The organism is Diaphorobacter sp. JS3050, from assembly GCF_013154915.1.
Taxonomy (GTDB): domain Bacteria; phylum Pseudomonadota; class Gammaproteobacteria; order Burkholderiales; family Burkholderiaceae_C; genus Diaphorobacter; species Diaphorobacter nitroreducens.
In genome coordinates this window covers 3,499,168-3,515,994 of record NZ_CP053553.1, presented here as the reverse complement: position 1 = coordinate 3,515,994, position 16,827 = coordinate 3,499,168, and the positions used below count along the sequence as shown (strand labels likewise).

The 16,827-nt window shown below is 68.4% G+C and carries 15 protein-coding genes; 12 read left to right on the top strand and 3 right to left on the bottom strand.

The features are described 5' to 3' along the window. Positions 1-80: 80 nt before the first annotated feature. Positions 81-443, top strand: a complete 363-nt coding sequence (locus HND92_RS16770; RefSeq protein ID WP_011806832.1) for a YXWGXW repeat-containing protein — start codon at positions 81-83, stop codon at positions 441-443. Between the two features lie 13 nt (positions 444-456). Here the strand turns inward: HND92_RS16770 and HND92_RS16765 are convergent, their stop codons facing one another. Further along, on the bottom strand, positions 457-1,395 hold the full coding sequence (locus HND92_RS16765; protein ID WP_011806831.1) for a LysR family transcriptional regulator: 939 nt from the start codon (positions 1,393-1,395) through the stop codon (positions 457-459). A 132-nt stretch (positions 1,396-1,527) separates the two neighbouring features. On the opposite strand from HND92_RS16765, the gene HND92_RS16760 reads away from it, so the two are divergent. From HND92_RS16760 to HND92_RS16710, 11 genes are all read left to right on the top strand, one after another. Beyond that, positions 1,528-3,645, top strand: coding sequence for a 3-hydroxyacyl-CoA dehydrogenase NAD-binding domain-containing protein (locus tag HND92_RS16760; protein WP_172208604.1), 2,118 nt, complete (start codon positions 1,528-1,530; stop codon positions 3,643-3,645). A 142-nt stretch (positions 3,646-3,787) separates the two neighbouring features. Further along, on the top strand, positions 3,788-4,987 hold the full coding sequence (locus HND92_RS16755) for an acetyl-CoA C-acyltransferase (RefSeq protein ID WP_011806829.1): 1,200 nt from the start codon (positions 3,788-3,790) through the stop codon (positions 4,985-4,987). Positions 4,988-4,997: 10 nt separating this feature from the next. Next, positions 4,998-6,209, top strand: a complete 1,212-nt coding sequence (locus tag HND92_RS16750) for an acyl-CoA dehydrogenase family protein (protein ID WP_172208602.1) — start codon at positions 4,998-5,000, stop codon at positions 6,207-6,209. Positions 6,210-6,234: 25 nt separating this feature from the next. Next, positions 6,235-7,365 carry an acyl-CoA dehydrogenase family protein gene (locus tag HND92_RS16745; protein ID WP_172208600.1) on the top strand — a complete coding sequence of 377 codons (1,131 nt, stop codon included), beginning with the start codon at positions 6,235-6,237 and terminating at the stop codon, positions 7,363-7,365. A 112-nt stretch (positions 7,366-7,477) separates the two neighbouring features. Then, complete coding sequence (locus HND92_RS16740; protein WP_172208598.1) at positions 7,478-8,308, top strand: oxepin-CoA hydrolase, alternative type; 831 nt, start codon at positions 7,478-7,480, stop codon at positions 8,306-8,308. A 35-nt stretch (positions 8,309-8,343) separates the two neighbouring features. Next, the gene (locus tag HND92_RS16735) at positions 8,344-9,579 is read left to right on the top strand and encodes a CaiB/BaiF CoA-transferase family protein (RefSeq protein ID WP_011806825.1); all 1,236 of its coding nucleotides are present in this window, start codon (positions 8,344-8,346) and stop codon (positions 9,577-9,579) included. 70 nt (positions 9,580-9,649) lie between these two features. Beyond that, on the top strand, positions 9,650-10,645 hold the full coding sequence (locus HND92_RS16730) for a tripartite tricarboxylate transporter substrate binding protein (protein ID WP_011806824.1): 996 nt from the start codon (positions 9,650-9,652) through the stop codon (positions 10,643-10,645). Positions 10,646-10,656: 11 nt separating this feature from the next. Next, positions 10,657-11,631 carry a nitronate monooxygenase family protein gene (locus HND92_RS16725; protein WP_011806823.1) on the top strand — a complete coding sequence of 325 codons (975 nt, stop codon included), beginning with the start codon at positions 10,657-10,659 and terminating at the stop codon, positions 11,629-11,631. A 21-nt stretch (positions 11,632-11,652) separates the two neighbouring features. Beyond that, positions 11,653-12,402, top strand: a complete 750-nt coding sequence (locus tag HND92_RS16720) for an electron transfer flavoprotein subunit beta/FixA family protein (RefSeq protein ID WP_011806822.1) — start codon at positions 11,653-11,655, stop codon at positions 12,400-12,402. A 21-nt stretch (positions 12,403-12,423) separates the two neighbouring features. Continuing rightward, the gene (locus tag HND92_RS16715; protein ID WP_135148239.1) at positions 12,424-13,356 is read left to right on the top strand and encodes an electron transfer flavoprotein subunit alpha/FixB family protein; all 933 of its coding nucleotides are present in this window, start codon (positions 12,424-12,426) and stop codon (positions 13,354-13,356) included. 264 nt (positions 13,357-13,620) lie between these two features. Then, positions 13,621-13,872: a trimeric intracellular cation channel family protein gene (locus tag HND92_RS16710; protein WP_234305472.1), complete on the top strand. Its 252-nt coding sequence runs from the start codon at positions 13,621-13,623 to the stop codon at positions 13,870-13,872. Positions 13,873-13,884: 12 nt separating this feature from the next. Here HND92_RS16710 and HND92_RS16705 read toward each other — a convergent pair whose 3' ends face one another. Next, on the bottom strand, positions 13,885-15,666 hold the full coding sequence (locus HND92_RS16705) for an NAD(P)/FAD-dependent oxidoreductase (RefSeq protein ID WP_172208596.1): 1,782 nt from the start codon (positions 15,664-15,666) through the stop codon (positions 13,885-13,887). Between the two features lie 102 nt (positions 15,667-15,768). Beyond that, the gene (locus HND92_RS16700; protein WP_172208594.1) at positions 15,769-16,821 is read right to left on the bottom strand and encodes a YbhN family protein; all 1,053 of its coding nucleotides are present in this window, start codon (positions 16,819-16,821) and stop codon (positions 15,769-15,771) included. Positions 16,822-16,827: the final 6 nt, after the last annotated feature.

Sequence of the window (16,827 nt, the reverse complement as noted above, 5' to 3'; positions counted from 1 at the left end):
TTTACTTTCGCTTCACAAGCCCCTGTCAACAACCGGCAGGGGCTTTTGCGTTGTAAAAGCATGACTGCCAGGAATGCGCCATGACGATGAACTTCCCTGTTTCTCTGGGCATGCGCCGCGTGCTGCCAGCCGTGGCGCTGGCCAGCGCCATCGCGGCACTGACCGGCTGCGTGGTGGCGCCGGCGTATCCCGTCGTGCCGCAGGGCGAGGTGGTGTATGCGCCGGCGCCCCCGCCGCCGCTGCGCACCGAGGTGATTCCTGTCGCGCCCTCGCCGGTGCATGTGTGGATCAACGGTTACTGGGGCTGGGGTGGCGGGCGCTATGCATGGACGCCGGGCTACTGGGCCGTGCCGCCGCACCGCGGCCACGTGTGGCACCCCTACCGCTGGCAACAGGGCCCGCAGGGCTGGTACCGCGGCGGCGGGCGCTGGGGGCCGCGCTGAACCCGACCGGCGATCAACCGCCGGTCGCTGCTGTCTCTGGCGCCGCCTGCGGGGCGGGCGGCAGCGCACTGCGGCCGGCCTTGGCCAACAGGAAGTCGATGCAGGTGCGCACCGCGCGCGTCTGGTGCCGGTTGGGCATGTACAGCAGGTACATGTGGGTGCCGAAGATGCTCAGCCGGTAGTCCTGCAGCGTGGTCAGCACCTCGCCGCTGGCGATCTTGTCCTGCACCACATAGTCCGGCACCACGCCCACGCCCAAGCCCGCCAACACACCCTGGCGCAGGAAGGGAAAGTGCTCTGAGATCAGCGTGGGCTCCAGCATCACCTCTTGCCGCTCCAGCCCCTGGTAGGCCGCCAGGCGCAACTGGCGCCCCATCACGCCGGCCGTGATCACCGGGGCATTGCGCAGCTCCAGCAGCGTGCGCGGCAGGCCGTGGCGCGCGGCGTAGTCCAGCGATGCGCAGGCCACATAGCGCACGTCGCCCAGGCTGCGCGCCACCACCGACAGCGGCGGCTCCTGGATCACGCGGATGGCGATGTCCACCTCGTCGCGCAGGTTGTCGGCGCGGTTCTCGAACAGCACGTCCAGCACGATGCCCGGGTACAGCTGCTTGAACTCGATCAGCCAGTCGCTCATCACCATCTGGCCGTAGCCGCTGGGCACGCTGATGCCCACGCGCCCGCGCAGCTCCTGGCCCAGGCTGGTGATGGTCTCCTGTGCGGCGGCCAACTCGTTGCGCACATTGCGGCCATGTTCATACAGGCGCAGCCCCAGCTCGGTGGGCTCCACGCGGCGCGTGGTGCGCTTGACCAGCTGCACGCCCAGCGACTTCTCCAGCTGCGCCAGGTGGTAGCTGACGTTGGCGCGGGTCATCTTCAGCTTGCGCGCGGCCTGGCTCAGGTTGCCGCTGTCCACGATCTCCACCAGCAGGGTCAGGGCATTCAGGTCCATGTCAGGCTCCGGTGGAAGGTAGGTATTTGTTCAAAAGGATTTGACGCTCTGTCAATTTGACTGTGGATTGTAAAGAACCATTATCAGAACAAGAATGCGACTTTTCCGTTACGAGACACCGGAGACGTACGCATGAGCCCTGCCGCCCAGGCCCCTGAAGTCCAGACCCGCCGCGAAGGCGCGGTGCTGGTGGTCAGCATCAACAACCCGCCCGTCAATGCCCTGGGGCAGGCGGTGCGCGCCGGCTTGCTGGCCGCGGTGGAGCAGGCCGAGGGCGATGCCGCCGTGCGCGCCCTGCTGATCGTGGGCGAGGGCAAGGCCTTCATCGCCGGTGCCGACATCCGCGAGTTCGGCAAGCCCCCGGTGCCGCCGTCGCTGCCCGAGGTGTGCAACCGCCTGGAGTCCTGCGGCAAGCTGGTGGTCGCCGCCATCCACGGCGCCGCGCTGGGCGGCGGGCTGGAAGTGGCGCTGTCTGCGCACTACCGCCTGGCCTTGCCCGCGGCCAGCCTGGGCCTGCCCGAGGTGAACCTGGGCCTGCTGCCCGGCGCCGGCGGCACCCAGCGCGCGCCGCGCCTGATGGGCGTGAAGGCGGCAGCCGAGCTGATGCTCAGCGGCAAGCATTTGAGCGCCAAGGCCGCCGCCGCGGCGGGCCTGGTGGACCGACTGGTCGAAGGCACCGACCCCGTGGCCGCCGGCCTGGCCTACGCCAACGAGCTGCTGGCCCAGGGCGCGCAGCCGCGCCGCACGCGGGACCTGAAGATTGCCGACCAGGCCGCCGCGCTGGCCGAGCTGGACGCGCTGGCGCTTGAGACCGCCAAGAAGACCCGCGGCCTGTTCTCGCCCGGCAAGATCGTGGAATGCGTGCGAGCCGCTGTGGAGCTGCCGTTCGACGAGGGCATCGCCAAGGAGCGCGCGCTGTTCGTCGAATGCCTGAACAGCCCGCAGCGCCAGGGCCTGGTGCACGCGTTCTTCGCCGAGCGCGAGACGGCCAAGATCCCCGAGGCGCAGGCCGCCGCGCCGCGCCACTTTGCCAAGATCGCCGTCATCGGCGGCGGCACCATGGGCGCAGGCATCACCGTGGCCGCGCTGGACGCAGGCCTCACCGTGACCATGATCGAACGCGACGCCGAGTCCATCGCGCGCGGCCAGAAGAACGTCGAGAAGGTCTACGACGGCCTGATCGCCAAGGGCCGCATGACCGCGGAAGGCAAGGCCGCCATCCTGGCGCGCTACACGCCCAGCACCCGCTACGACGACATCGCCGATGTGGACCTGGTGATCGAGGCCGTGTTCGAGGACCTGGAGGTCAAGAAGGCCGTGTTCAAGGAGCTGGACCGCGTCTGCAAGCCGGGCGCGGTGCTGGCCACCAACACCTCGTACCTGGACATCGACGCGATTGCCGCCGCCACCTCGCGCCCGCAGGATGTGATCGGCCTGCATTTCTTCAGCCCGGCGAACATCATGAAGCTGCTGGAGATCGTGGTGCCCGCCAAGGTGGCGCCCGACGTGGTGACCACCGCCTTCGCGCTGGCCAAGAAGATGAAGAAGGTGCCCGTGCGCGCCGGCGTGTGCGACGGCTTCATCGGCAACCGCATCCTGGCCGTGTACAAGCAGGCGGCTGACTACCTGATGGAAGACGGCGCCAGCCCCTACGAGATCGACGAGGCCGTGCGCGGCTTCGGCTTTGCGATGGGCCCGTTCCAGGTGACCGACCTGGCCGGTGGCGACATCGGCTGGGCCACGCGCAAGCGGCGCGCCGCCACGCGCGACCCTCAGGCCCGCTACGTCGAGGTGGCCGACCGCGTCTGCGAGCGCGGCTGGTTCGGCCAGAAGACCGGCCGGGGCTTTTACCTCTACCCGCAGGGCGCCCGCGTGGGCCAGCCCGACCCCGAGGTGCTGGCCATCGTGGACGCCGAGCGCGCCAGGAAGGGCATCACGCCGCGCCAATTCACGGCCGACGAGATCATGCGCCGCTACATGGCTGCCATGGTCAACGAAGGCGCCAAGGTGGTGCAAGAGGGCATTGCCCTGCGCCCGCTGGATGTGGACGTGACCTTCCTGTCCGGCTACGGTTTTCCGCGCTGGCGCGGCGGCCCGATGAAGTGGGCCGACATGACGGGCCTGGACAAGGTGCTGGCCGACATCCGCGCCTTCGAGAAGGAAGACCCGCTGTTCTGGAAGCCCGCGCCGCTGCTGGAGCAGCTGGTGGCCGAGGGCCGCAACTTCGACAGCCTGAACAAGGCAGCTTGATTCTCTGGCCGATTATCAAAAACAGGAGCTGCCAGCGCTTGTCATTCAAAGGTTTCAAGGGGTTTTCATGCTTGAAGGCCCGTTGAACAAGCGCTAGCAGCTATCAAAAACACAGCATCCCGAGACACCCAGGAGACCCGCCATGCGCGAAGCCGTCATCGTTTCCACCGCCCGCACGCCGCTCACCAAGTCGCACCGCGGCGAATTCAACCAAACCCCGGGCGCCCAGTTGGGGGCCTTCTCGGTGCAGGCCGCCGTGCAGCGCGCCGGCATCGACCCCGGCCTGATCGAGGACCTGGTCTGGGGCTGTGGCTACCCCGAGGGCACCACCGGCCGCAACATCGGCCGCCAGACTGCGCTGCGCGCCGGCCTGCCGGTGACGGTGGGCGGCACGGTGATCAACCGCTTCTGCTCCTCGGGCCTGCAGGCGATCGCCGTGGCCGCAGGCCGCATCGTGCTGGAGGGCGTGCCGGCCATGGTCGCCGGCGGCGTGGAGAGTATCTCGCTCATGAACCCCGCCGGCCGCAGCGGCGCCTCGCACCTGGACCCCTGGTTGGTGGAGCACAAGCCCGCGCTGTTCATGGAGATGATCGACACCGCCGACGTGGTGGCCCAGCGCTATGGCATCACGCGCGAGGACCAGGACGCGTTTTCGCTGCAGAGCCAGCAGCGCACGGCGGCCGCGCAGGCCAGTGGCGTGTTCGACAACGAGATCGTGCCCTGCGCCACCACCATGGCCGAGAAGAACAAGGAAACCGGCGAGGTGACCTACCGCGAGGTGGTCGCCACCATGGACAACTGCAACCGCCCCGGCACCACGCTCGAAGGCCTGGCCAAGCTGGAGCCCGTGAAGGGCGCGGGCAAGTTCGTCACGGCGGGCAATGCCTCGCAGTTGTCAGACGGCTCGGCCGCCTGCGTGATGATGGAAGCGAAAGAGGCCGAGCGCCGCGGCCTGCAGGCCCTGGGCGCGTTCCGCGGCTTTGCCGTGGCGGGCTGCGAGCCCGACGAAATGGGCATTGGCCCCGTGTTTGCCGTGCCCCGCCTGCTGGAGCGTGCGGGCCTGAAGGTCGAAGACATCGCCCTGTGGGAGCTGAACGAGGCCTTTGCCTCGCAGGCCCTGTACTGCCAGCGGCAGCTCGGCATTCCCATGGAGCGGCTGAACGTCAACGGCGGCGCGATTTCCATCGGCCACCCGTTCGGTATGACGGGCGCGCGGCTGGCCGGCCACGTCTTGCTGGAAGGCCAGCGCCGCAAGGCCAAGGACCCGTCCGTGAAATGGGCCGTGGTGACCATGTGCATCGGCGGCGGCCAGGGCGCGGCCGGGCTGTTTGAAATTTTCTGAAGAGACTTCCATGGATCTGCAATTCACCCCCGAGGAGCAGGCATTTCGCGACGAAGTGCGTGCGTTCCTGAAAGACAAGCTGCCCGCGCGCATCGCCGCCAAGGTCAAGGCCGGCCAGCGCCTGACCAAGGAAGACCAGGAGGAATGGCACGCCATCCTCAACGAGCGCGGCTGGCTGGCCAACCACTGGCCCCAGGAGCACGGCGGCCCCGGCTGGGGCGCGGTGCAGAAGTTCATCTTCGACACCGAATGCGCGCTGGCCGGCGGCCCGCGCATCGTGCCGTTTGGCGTGAACATGCTCGGCCCGGTGCTGATCAAGTACGGCAACGATCAGCAAAAGAAGTACTGGCTGCCCCGCATCCTGAACGGCGATGACTGGTGGTGCCAGGGCTATTCGGAGCCCGGCGCGGGCTCGGATCTGGCCTCGGTCAAGACCACGGCCGTGCGAGTCACTGACGAAACAGGCGACCACTACATCGTTAACGGGCAAAAGACCTGGACCACCCAGGGCCAGCACGCCAACATGATCTTCTGCCTGGTGCGCACCAACAAGGAAGCCAAGGCGCAGGCCGGTATCAGCTTCCTGCTGGTGGACATGACGGCGCCCGGCGTGGAGCTGCGCCCCATCCGCACGCTGGACGGCGACAAGGAAGTCAACGAAGTCTTCTTCACCGATGTGAAGGTGCCCGTGGAAAACCTGGTCGGCGAAGAGAACAAGGGCTGGACCTATGCCAAGTACCTGCTGACGTATGAGCGCACCGGCATCGCCGGCGTGGGCTTTTGCATCTCGGCGCTGGCCAAGCTCAAGGTCATCGCCGCCAAGGTGCACAAGAACGGCAAGCCGCTGAACCAGGACCCGCTGTTCGCCGCCCGCATGGCCCGCGTGGAGATCGACCTGGAGAACATGAAGACCACCAACCTGCGCGTGATCGCCGCCGTGGCCGGCGGCGGCGTGCCCGGTGCGGAAAGCTCCATGCTGAAGATCCGCGGCACCGAGATCCGACAGGAAATCCTGTCGCTGATCCGCCGCGCCATGGGGCCGTATGCCGTGCCCTACATCGACGAGGCCCAGTACGAGGGCTGGAACGAGGCGCCCGTGGGCGGCATCGACGAGGCCGCCACCGCCGCTGCCAGCTACTTCAACTACCGCAAGCTGTCGATCTTCGGCGGCTCCAACGAAATCCAGAAGAACATCATCTCCAAGATGATCCTGGGCCTGTGACCTGATCGCGCGGGAAGAAAAGCACATGAACTTCGCACACACCGAAGACCGCCGCATGCTGGCGGACACGCTCGGCCGCTTCGTCTCCGAGCAGTACGCCATCGAGGCGCGCAACCGCATCGCCTATGGCGACGAGGGCCACAGCCCGCAGCTGTACGCGCAGATTGCCGAGCTGGGCGCCATTGGCGCGCTGTTTCCTGAATCTGCAGGCGGCTTTGGCGGCGCGGGCTTTGACATCAGCGTGGTGTTCGAGAGCCTGGGCCGCGGCCTGGTGGCCGAGCCGCTGCTGGGCGCACTGCTGGTGGGCCAGGCGTTGATCGCCGCAGGCAGCGACGCGCAAAAGGCGCGGCTGGAGGACATCATCAGCGGCGCCGCCATCGCAGCACTGGCGCACGATGAGCCCGGCAGCCACTACGAGCTGAACCGCGTGACCGCCACCGCCACGCGCACGGCCAACGGCTGGGTGCTGAACGGCGCCAAGGGCGTGGTGGCCTTCGGCGAAAAGGCCGACCTGCTGCTGGTCTCGGCACGCACGGCCTGCGGGCCGCTGGACGAGGCGGGCATCAGCCTGTTCCTGGTCGATGGCAACGCGGCCGGCATCGCCAAGCGCGCCTACAACCGCTTCGAGGGCGGCCGTGCGGCCGAACTCACCTTCAACAATGTGCAACTGCCGGCCGACGCGCTGCTGGGCGCCGAGGGCGAGGGCCACGCCGTGCTGCAGCACATCGCGGGCTATGCGCTGCTGGCGCTGTCGGCCGAGTCGCTGGGCGCGATGGACGTGGCCAAGGACATGACGCTGGAATACCTGCGCACGCGCAAGCAGTTTGGCGTGGCCATCGGCACTTTCCAGGCGCTGCAGCACCGCATGGCCGACCTGCTGCTGGAGGTGGAGCAGGCGCGCTCGGCCGTGATCAACGCGGCCGACGCCATCGACAACGCCCAGGGCGCCGCACGCGCCAGGGCGCTCAGCGCTGCCAAGTACACCGTGGGCTATGTGGGCACGATGGTGGCCGAGGAGAGCATCCAGCTGCACGGCGGCATTGGCATGACCTGGGAGCTGCCGCTGGCCCACTACGCCAAGCGCCTGGTGATGATCGACCACCAGTTTGGCGACGAAGACCACCACCTGCAGTGCTTCATGGCGCTGGCTGCCTGAGGCAGTTTGCTGCAGCCCCCCCCTCTTCTTTGGAAGAGGGGGTTAAAGATAAAAAATGCTTCAAGCTGTTGCGCATAAAGCGTCAATAGCTACAAAATAAATAGCATAGGAGATGCCCGTGACCGACCAAGCCCTGGATGACGCGCCAGACAGCGTCCTGCTCACCCGCTGCGAAGGCGCCGTGCTGGTGTTGTCCAACAACAACGTGGCGGCGCGCAATGCGCTGTCGCCCGCGTTCTATGCGGCCGTCACCCGGGCTCTGACCGATGCTGCGGCCGACCCCGCCATCGGCGCCGTGGTGCTGACCGGCGAGGGCGGGCATTTCTGCGCGGGCGGCGACCTGCGCCAGCTGGCCAGGCGGCGCGATCTGCCCGTCGAAGAGCGCCGCGCCAAGCTGGAAGGCCTGCACAACCTGATCCGCACCGTGCGCGACTGCCCCAAGCCCGTGATCGCGGCAGTGGAGGGCGCGGCCGCGGGCGCCGGCCTGTCGCTGGCGCTGGCCTGCGACATGCTGGTGGCGGCAAAGAATGCGGTGTTCTCCGTGGCCTACGTCAAGGTGGGCCTTACGCCCGACGGCGGCGCCACCGCTTTCCTGGCCGAGTTCGTCTCGCGCCAGGTGCTGACCGAGCTGTGCCTGACGGGCGAGCGCATCAGCGGCGAGCGCCTGCACCAGCTGGGCCCCGTGAACCGGCTGTCCGAGCCTGGTCAGGCGCTGACCGATGCGGTGGCGCTGGCTGCGCAGGTGGCCAGCGGCCCCGCATGGACCATGGCCCGCATCAAGGAGCTGTGCCGCGCCGCGCCGCGCACCACGCTGGAGCAGCAGCTGGAGCTGGAGGCGCAGTGCATGGTGCGTGCGCAGGAGACCGCCGAATCGCGCGAGGGCATCGGGGCCTTTCTGGAAAAGCGCGCACCCGACTACACGAAACTGCGCGGCGCGCACTGATTTTCGTATTGGCCGATATCCAAGGAGACAAGCCCATGGCATCCAACGCACCGACCCACGACATCGACTTTCCGCTCGACGGCGTGAGGGTGCTTGATCTTTCCCGCGTGTTCGCCGGGCCGCTGTGCGGCCAGGTACTGGCGGACCTGGGGGCCGAGGTCATCAAGGTGGAGCACCCGGGCCGCGGCGACGATACCCGCGACTGGGGCATGCGCATCGGCAAGACCGAGACCACCTACTACAACAGCATGAACCGCAACAAGCGGTCCATCACCCTCGACCTGCAAAGTCCCGAGGGGCTGAAGATCGTCCACGAGCTGCTGCCGCAGTGCGACGTGGTGATCCACAACTTCAAGACCGGTGGCGCCGAGAAGCTGGGCCTGGGCTACGAGCAGCTCAAGGCGATCAAGCCAGATCTGATTTACTGCGCCGTGGCCGGCTACGACACCAGCGGCCCCGAGGCCAAGCGCCCCGGCTACGACCTGGTGATCCAGGGCGAGACCGGCCTCATGGCGCTCAATGGCGAGGCGGGCACGCCGCCGCTGAAGTTCGGTGTCGCCGTGGTGGACCTGATGACCGGCATGTACGCCGGCCAGGCCGTGCTGGCGGCGCTGTTCCAGCGCAGCAGAACGGGGCGCGGGCGCCTGATCGAGATGGCGCTGTACGACTGCGGCCTCACCATCACCGGCTACTACGGCCTGGACGCGCTCAAGCTCGGCCACGACCCCGAGCGCTACGGCAACGCCCACCCGTCCATCGTGCCGTACGGCATGTACGAGTCCGCTGACGGCCCGCTGATCATTGCGGTGGGCAACAACGCGCAGTTCGACAAGTTCTGCCGCCAGGTGATCGAGCGGCCCGACATCGTCGAGGACCCGCGCTTTGCCACCAACGTGAACCGCGCCAAGCACCGGCTGGAGCTGGGTCCCATGCTCAAGGAGCTGATCGCCACCTTCCCGCGCGACCTGCTGCTGCAGCGCCTGACCGCGGCCGGCATCCCCTGCGGCAAGGTGGCAGGCCTGCACGAAGCGCTGACCAGCGAGCGCACGCGCCGCGGCCGCCTGGTGCAGGACATGCCGCACCCCGTCGAGGGCACCACGCCGGTGTTCGCACCGCCGTACCGGCTGGACGGCCAGCGCCTGCCGATCCGCAATGCCCCGCCCACGCTGGGAGAGGGCACGCGTGAGGTCTTGCACCGGCTGCTGGCGCTCAGCGATGAGCAGCTGCAGGCCTTGCAGGCGCAGGGTGTGCTGACGCTGCCGCCGCAGTGAGCTATCTAAAAGATAGCTGCCAGCGCTTGATGGGTAAGCGCTGGAACCATTTTTTATTCTAGGAGACGTCATGAAATTTTCTGCAATCACCCGCCGCACCGCACTGGCCCTGGCCGCCGCGCCCCTGCTTGCCAGTGTGGCCGGCGGCGCCATGGCGCAGGCCGCCTGGCCCGACAAGATGGTCAAGCTGATCGTCCCCTTCCCGGCGGGCGGACCTACCGACACGGCCTCGCGCATCGTGGGCCAGAAGCTGGCCGACCGCCTCAAGCAGCCCGTGGTGGTGGAAAACCGCGCTGGTGCCTCCGGCTCGATCGCTGCCGCACAGGTCGCCAAGAGCCCGGCCGACGGCTACACGCTGATGATGCTGGCCACCCCCACGCTGCTGGCGCCGCACCTGTACAAGAAGGCGGGCTACGACACGGTGAAGGACTTCACCCCCGTGGCCATGGTGTACGACCTGCCCATCGTGGTCGTGGTGAACCCCACGCAGCTGCCCAACGTGACCGACCTGGGCTCGCTCATCCAGCATGCCAAGGCGCAGAAGGTGCCGATGAACTACACCAGCTCGGGCACGGGCAGCTTCGGCCACCTGAGCATGGAACTGCTCAAGCAGATGGGCGGCTTCGACATGCAGCACGTGCCCTACAAGGGCAGCGCCCCTGCCATCACCGACACCATCGGCGGCCAGGTGCCCGTGATGTACTCGGACCTCATCGCCGCACTGCCGCACATCCAGGCCGGCAAGCTGCGCGCCATCGCCGTGGGATCGCCCCAGCGCGTGGGCGTGGTGCCCGATGTGAAGACCATTGCCGAGCAAGGCTTCAAGGGCTACGAGGCCGTGTCCTGGGGCGGCTTGGTGGCGCCCTCGGGCACGCCCAAGGCCGTCGTGGACCGCGTGGCCCATGAGGTGCGCCAGATCCTGGCCGAGAAGGAAGTGCAGGACCGCCTGCTGGGCGCCGGGGCCATTGCCCATTTCATGGACCCCGCCCAGATGGGCCAGCGCGTGCAGCAGGACTACACCCGCTGGGGCCAGGTGATCCGCGACAAGGGCATCGCCAACGACTGAGCGAGCGCGCCATGAAGACCCGCATCACCGAGCTCTTCGGCATAGAGCACCCGATCCTCCAGGGCGGCATGCACCACGTGGGGTATGCCGAGCTGGCCGCAGCCGTCTCCAATGCCGGAGGGCTGGGCATCATCACCGGCCTGACGCAGAAGACGCCCGAGCTGCTGGCGCAGGAGATCGCACGCTGCCGCACGATGACCGACAAGCCGTTCGGCGTGAACCTCACGTTCCTGCCGTCGGTGAATCCGCCCGACTACCCGGGCTATGTGAAGGCGATCATCGAGGGCGGCGTGAAGATCGTCGAGACGGCAGGCAACAACCCGCAGAAGTGGATGCCCGCGCTGAAGGAGGCCGGCATCAAGGTCATCCACAAGTGCACCTCGGTGCGCCACGCGCTCAAGGCCGAGTCCATCGGCTGCGACGCGATCAGCGTGGACGGCTTCGAATGCGGCGGCCACCCGGGCGAGGACGACATTCCCAACTTCATCCTGCTGCCGCGCGCGGCCGAAGAACTCAAGATCCCCTTCGTCGCCTCGGGCGGCATGGCCGATGGGCGCAGCCTGGTGGCTGCGCTGGCGCTTGGCGCTGACGGCATCAACATGGGCACGCGCTTCATCGCCACCCAGGAAGCGCCGGTGCACGAGAACGTCAAGCAGGCGATCGTTGCGGCCTCCGAACTGGATACGCGGCTCATCATGCGCCCGCTGCGCAATACCGAGCGCGTGCTCACCAACAGCGCCACCGAGCGCGTGCTGGACAAGGAGCGCGCACTGGGCGCCGCCATCACCTTCGCGGACATTGCGCCCGAGGTGGCCGGCGTCTACCCGCGCATCATGCAGCAGGGCGACATGCAGGCCGGCGTGTGGTCCTGCGGCATGGTTGCCGGGCTGATCCATGACGTGCCCACCGTGCAGCAGCTCATCGACTCCATCATGTCCCAGGCCGAAGCGCTGATCTCCCAGCGCCTGGCGGGCATGCTCCGATAACCCAGCAGAAAGAGACTTGTTATGAAAATCCTCGTCCCCGTCAAGCGCGTGGTGGACTACAACGTGAAGGTCCGGGTGAAGTCGGACGGCACGGGCGTAGACATCGCGAACGTGAAGATGAGCATGAACCCCTTTGACGAAATCGCCGTGGAAGAGGCGGTGCGGCTCAAAGAAAAAGGCGTGGCCACGGAAGTGATCGCGGTGAGCTGCGGCGTGGCGCAATGCCAGGAAACGCTGCGCACGGCGATGGCCATTGGCGCCGACCGCGGCATCCTGGTGGAGACCGATGCCGAGCTGCAACCCCTGGCCGTGGCCAAGCTGCTCAAGGCCCTGGTGGACAAAGAGCAACCGGGCCTGATCATCCTGGGCAAGCAAGCCATCGACGACGACGCCAACCAGACCGGCCAGATGCTGGCGGCCCTGGCCGACCTGCCCCAGGCCACCTTCGCCAGCAAGGTCGAAGTGGCCGGCGACAAGGTCAGCGTCACACGCGAAGTCGACGGCGGCCTGGAAACCCTGCAACTGACCACCCCGGCCGTCATCACCACCGACCTGCGCCTGAACGAGCCGCGCTACGTCACGCTGCCCAACATCATGAAGGCCAAGAAAAAGCCGCTGGACACCATCAAGCCCGAAGACCTCGGCGTGGACGTGGCCCCGCGCCTCAAGACCCTCAAGGTGGCCGAACCCCCGAAGCGCGGCGCTGGCGTGAAAGTGCCCGACGTCGCCACACTGGTGGACAAGCTCAAGAACGAAGCCAAGGTCATCTAAAGGCAGGACAGGAGAAACAACATGACCGTACTCGTCATTGCAGAACACGACAACGCCAGCCTCAAGGCCGCCACCCTGAACACCGTCACCGCCGCACTCGCCTGCGGGGGCGACGTGCACGTGCTCGTAGCCGGTGAAGGCGCGCAGGCCGCCGCCCAGGCCGCCTCCCAAATCGCCGGCGTCGCCAAAGTCCTGCACGCCGACGGCGCCAGCCTGAAGGACGGCCTGGCCGAGAACCTGGCCGCCCAGGTGCTGCAGATTGCCGGCAACTACAGCCACATCCTGTTCCCGGCCACCGCCAGCGGCAAGAACGTCGCCCCGCGTGTGGCCGCCAAGCTGGACGTGGCGCAGATCAGCGACATCACCAAAGTGATCTCCGCCGACACCTTCGAGCGCCCCATCTACGCGGGCAACGCCATCGCCACCGTGCAAAGCGCGGACAGCGTCAAGGTCATCACCGTGCGCGGCACCGGCTTTGACGCGGCGCCCGCCACGGGTGGCAGCGCCGCGGTGGAACCCACCGCCGCCGTGGCCGACGCCGGCAAGAGCAGCTTTGCCGGACGCGAAGTCACCAAGAGCGACCGCCCCGAGCTCACCGCCGCCAAGATCATCGTCTCGGGCGGCCGGGCGCTGGGCAGCAGCGAGAAGTTCAACGAAGTCATGACCCCGCTGGCGGACAAGCTGGGCGCGGCCATTGGCGCGAGCCGCGCAGCGGTGGACGCGGGCTACGCCCCGAACGACCTGCAGGTGGGGCAAACGGGCAAGATCGTTGCGCCGCAGCTGTACATCGCGGCGGGGATCTCGGGGGCCATCCAGCACCTGGCAGGGATGAAGGACAGCAAGGTGATCGTGGCGATCAACAAAGACCCGGAGGCGCCGATCTTTGCGGTGGCCGACTACGGGCTGGAGGCCGATCTGTTCCAGGCCGTGCCGGAGATGGCCTCTCGGTTGTAACCGGGCGCACCCGCACGGCACTGGGGTGCCGTGCGGGATCGAACCTCTCGTTCTTCCTCAGGCTCCTGAGCGACGATCCGCGGGACCTTCTTGATCCCCCAGCTTGGCGTCGGAGTGGGCATTTCCGGCCGCATCGCGCTGCGCCGCCTGCCCCCAGCGGCATTCGTGTGCTGCCAGTAGTGTTTTGCGCATCGACCGCGGACGGTGGTGTCGTGCGGCGACAGAATGCGGCACAGTTGCACACGCACACCCATCCTCCTGGGGATGGTGACGGCCGTCGGCGGCGGCGTGGTGCGCGACGTGCTGCTCAACCGCGTACCGATCATCCTGCACAAGGAGATCTACGCGCTTCCGGCATTGCTGGCGGCGGCGATCCAGGTGATGGGGCAGCACATGGAATGGTGGGTGACGCTGACGCCCTGGTTTGCCGCGTCGGTCTGCCTGGCCGTGCGTCTGCTGGCGTTGCGGTATTCGTGGAGCCTTCCGCCGGTCTGGAGAAAGGCGCCGCCGCAGTGAACTGGCCCCGGCTCAGGCCGCGCCGCCCGAACCGCGCGTGCCCGAGGAGGGCAGCGGCAGACCCAGCATGGCACAGGCCACGGCTTCGCCGACCTTGATGCCGTCCACGCCGGCCGAGAGGATGCCGCCCGCGTAGCCCGCGCCCTCGCCGGCGGGGTACAGGCCGGCGGTGTTCAGGCTCTGGAAGTCGTCGCCGCGGCCGATGCGCAGCGGTGACGAGGTGCGCGTTTCCACGCCGGTCAGCACCGCGTCGTGCATGTCGTAGCCACGGATCTTGCGGCCGAAGGCGGGCAGGGCCTCGCGCATGGCCTCGGTGGCGAAGGCGGGCAGGGCGTCGTCCATGCCGACCAGCGTGACGCCGGGCTTGTACGAGGGCTGCACGTCCCCCAGCGCGGTGGATGCGCGGCGCGCCAGGAAGTCGCCCACGCGCTGCGCGGGGGCGTTGTAGTTGCCGCCGCCCAGGCGGTAGGCGTTCGACTCCAGCTGGCGCTGCAGCACGATACCGGCCAGCGGATGCACCTGCCCGGCGGGCAACGTGTCCACGCCGTGGGAGGTGCCCAGCGCGGCCTCGAAGGCCGCGGGGTCGCGCGGATAATCCTGCGGGTCCACGCCCACCACCATGCCGGCGTTGGCGTTGCGCTCGGCGCGCGAATACTGGCTCATGCCGTTGGTGACCACGCGCCCGGGCTCGCTGGTGGCGGCCACCACGGTGCCGCCGGGGCACATGCAGAAGCTGTACACGGTGCGCCCCTGGCTGGCGTGGTGCACCAGCTTGTAGTCGGCCGCGCCCAGCAGCGGGTGGCCTGCATGCTTGCCCCAGCGCGCGCGGTCGATCACGCTCTGCGGATGCTCGATGCGCACGCCCACGGAGAACGGCTTGGCCTCCATGGCCACGCCATGCGTGTGCAGCATGGCGAAGCTGTCGCGCGCGCTGTGTCCCAGGGCCATGACCACGTGATCGGCGCGCAGCTCCTGCACTGCGCCGCTGGCCAGATCGCGCACGCGCAGGCCGCGCAGGTGGCGCCGGCCGGCGGTGTCGGTTTCGATGACCACGTCGTCCACACGCTGCTCGAAGCGCACCTCGCCGCCCAGCGCGATGATCTGTGCGCGCAGCGACTCCACCACTTTCACCAGCTTGAAGGTGCCGATGTGCGGGTGGGCCACGTACAGAATCTCGGGCGGGGCGCCCGCTGCGACGAATTCCTCCATCACCTTGCGGCCCAGGTGACGCGGGTCCTTGATCTGGCTGTAGAGCTTGCCGTCGCTGAAGGTGCCGGCGCCGCCTTCGCCGAACTGCACGTTGGACTCGGGGTTCAGTGCGCGCTTGCGCCACAGGCCCCAGGTGTCTTTGGTGCGCTCGCGCACGGGCTTGCCGCGCTCCAGCACGATGGGCCGGAACCCCATCTGCGCCAGCACCAGCGCCGCGAAGATGCCGCAGGGCCCGAAGCCCACCACCACCGGGCGCTGTGCGGGCGCTTCGCCAGCGCAGTCCACCGGGTGCCAGGCCATGTCGGGCGTGGGCTGGATGTGCGGGTGGCCGGCATGGCGTGCCAGCAGGGCGCCGGCCTGGGACGCGTCCGCGAGCTGCAGGTCCAGGATGTACACCGCCATCAGGTCGGCCTTGCGCGCGTCGAAGCTGCGCTTGTGTACGTGCAGGGCGGCGATGGCGGACTGGGGCACGCCCAGCACCTGTGCGGCCTGGGCGCGCAGCAGGGCCTCGGGGTGGGTGTCGGCGTCGTAGGCGCCGGCGGGCAGGGCTGCCAGCGGCAGCTTGATTTCGGAGAGGCGAATCATGGGGTGCGGCCCGTGACTATCGGGCGGTGCCAAAGAGGAGGGCGATCATAAGGGAGCGCCGCACGCCCATGACCGGTGAGGAGAACTCAATTTGCTATTGTATTAATAGCTGCTTGCGCTTGTCTGAAAAGCGCTAGGGGCTGTTTTTTCTTGAGAACTGGTGGTCGGCTGATGCCGCCGCCACCACAGCTCGGTCGCCAGCAGGGCCAGCGCCGCGGGCGCGAGCGGTGCGAAGTAGTACACCGCGCGGAAGGCCAGCACCACGGCCAGCGCCTGGCTCACGGGCAGGTGCACGGCCAGCACGGCCGTACCCACGGCCTCCAGCACACCCAGGCCGGCGGGGATGCGCGAGACCAGCCCGGCCACCGCGCCCAGCAGCACCGTGGCCAGCGCCGCGGCGTAGGGCACCTGCTGGCGCGCCAGCACCCACACGGACGCGGCCATCAACGCCCAGTGGGTGCACGACAGCACCAATTGCAGCAGCGCCACGCGGCAGGTCGGTAGCGGCAGGCATCGCCCGCGCAGCATCAGCGGTCGGTGCCCGCCGCGCTGCGCGCACAGCGCCAGGTAGCCCAGCGCCACGCAGGCCAGCACCGTGCCCAGCCAAGGGAGCTGGCCGCTGCCCATGCGCCAACCCTCGGGCAGCGGCGGTGTCCAGGCCCAGAACAGCGCACAGGCCAGCACGCAGTAGCCCAGCCAGTTGGTGGCGATGGACAGGCTGATCACCTGCGCGATCTGGCCCACGTCCAGGCCCTGGCGCGAATACAACCGGTAGCGCACCGAAGCGCCGCCGATCAGCGAGCCCAGGTTGAGGGTGAAAGGGTAGGCGATCAGCGTGACGCCCATGGTGCGGGCGACGCCCAGCCCGTGGCGTACCACGTGGCGACCGAACAGGTCGAAGCACCCGTACACCAGGTGGCCGGCCCAGGCCAGGGCCGCCGCTGCAGCCAGCGTGGGCACAGGCAGCGCGCGCAGCGCCTGCCACACGCCGGGCCAGTCCACCTGCAGGCCCTGGCGCACCAGCAGCCATACCACCAGGGCGGCCACCGCTGCCATGGCGAGCCCGGCCAGCCAGCGCCAGCCCCGTAACCGGCGCCACCCGCTGCGGCGCTGGCGGCGCGCGGTGTGGACAGGCGAAGTGGCAGGGCCGTGCATGGGCTG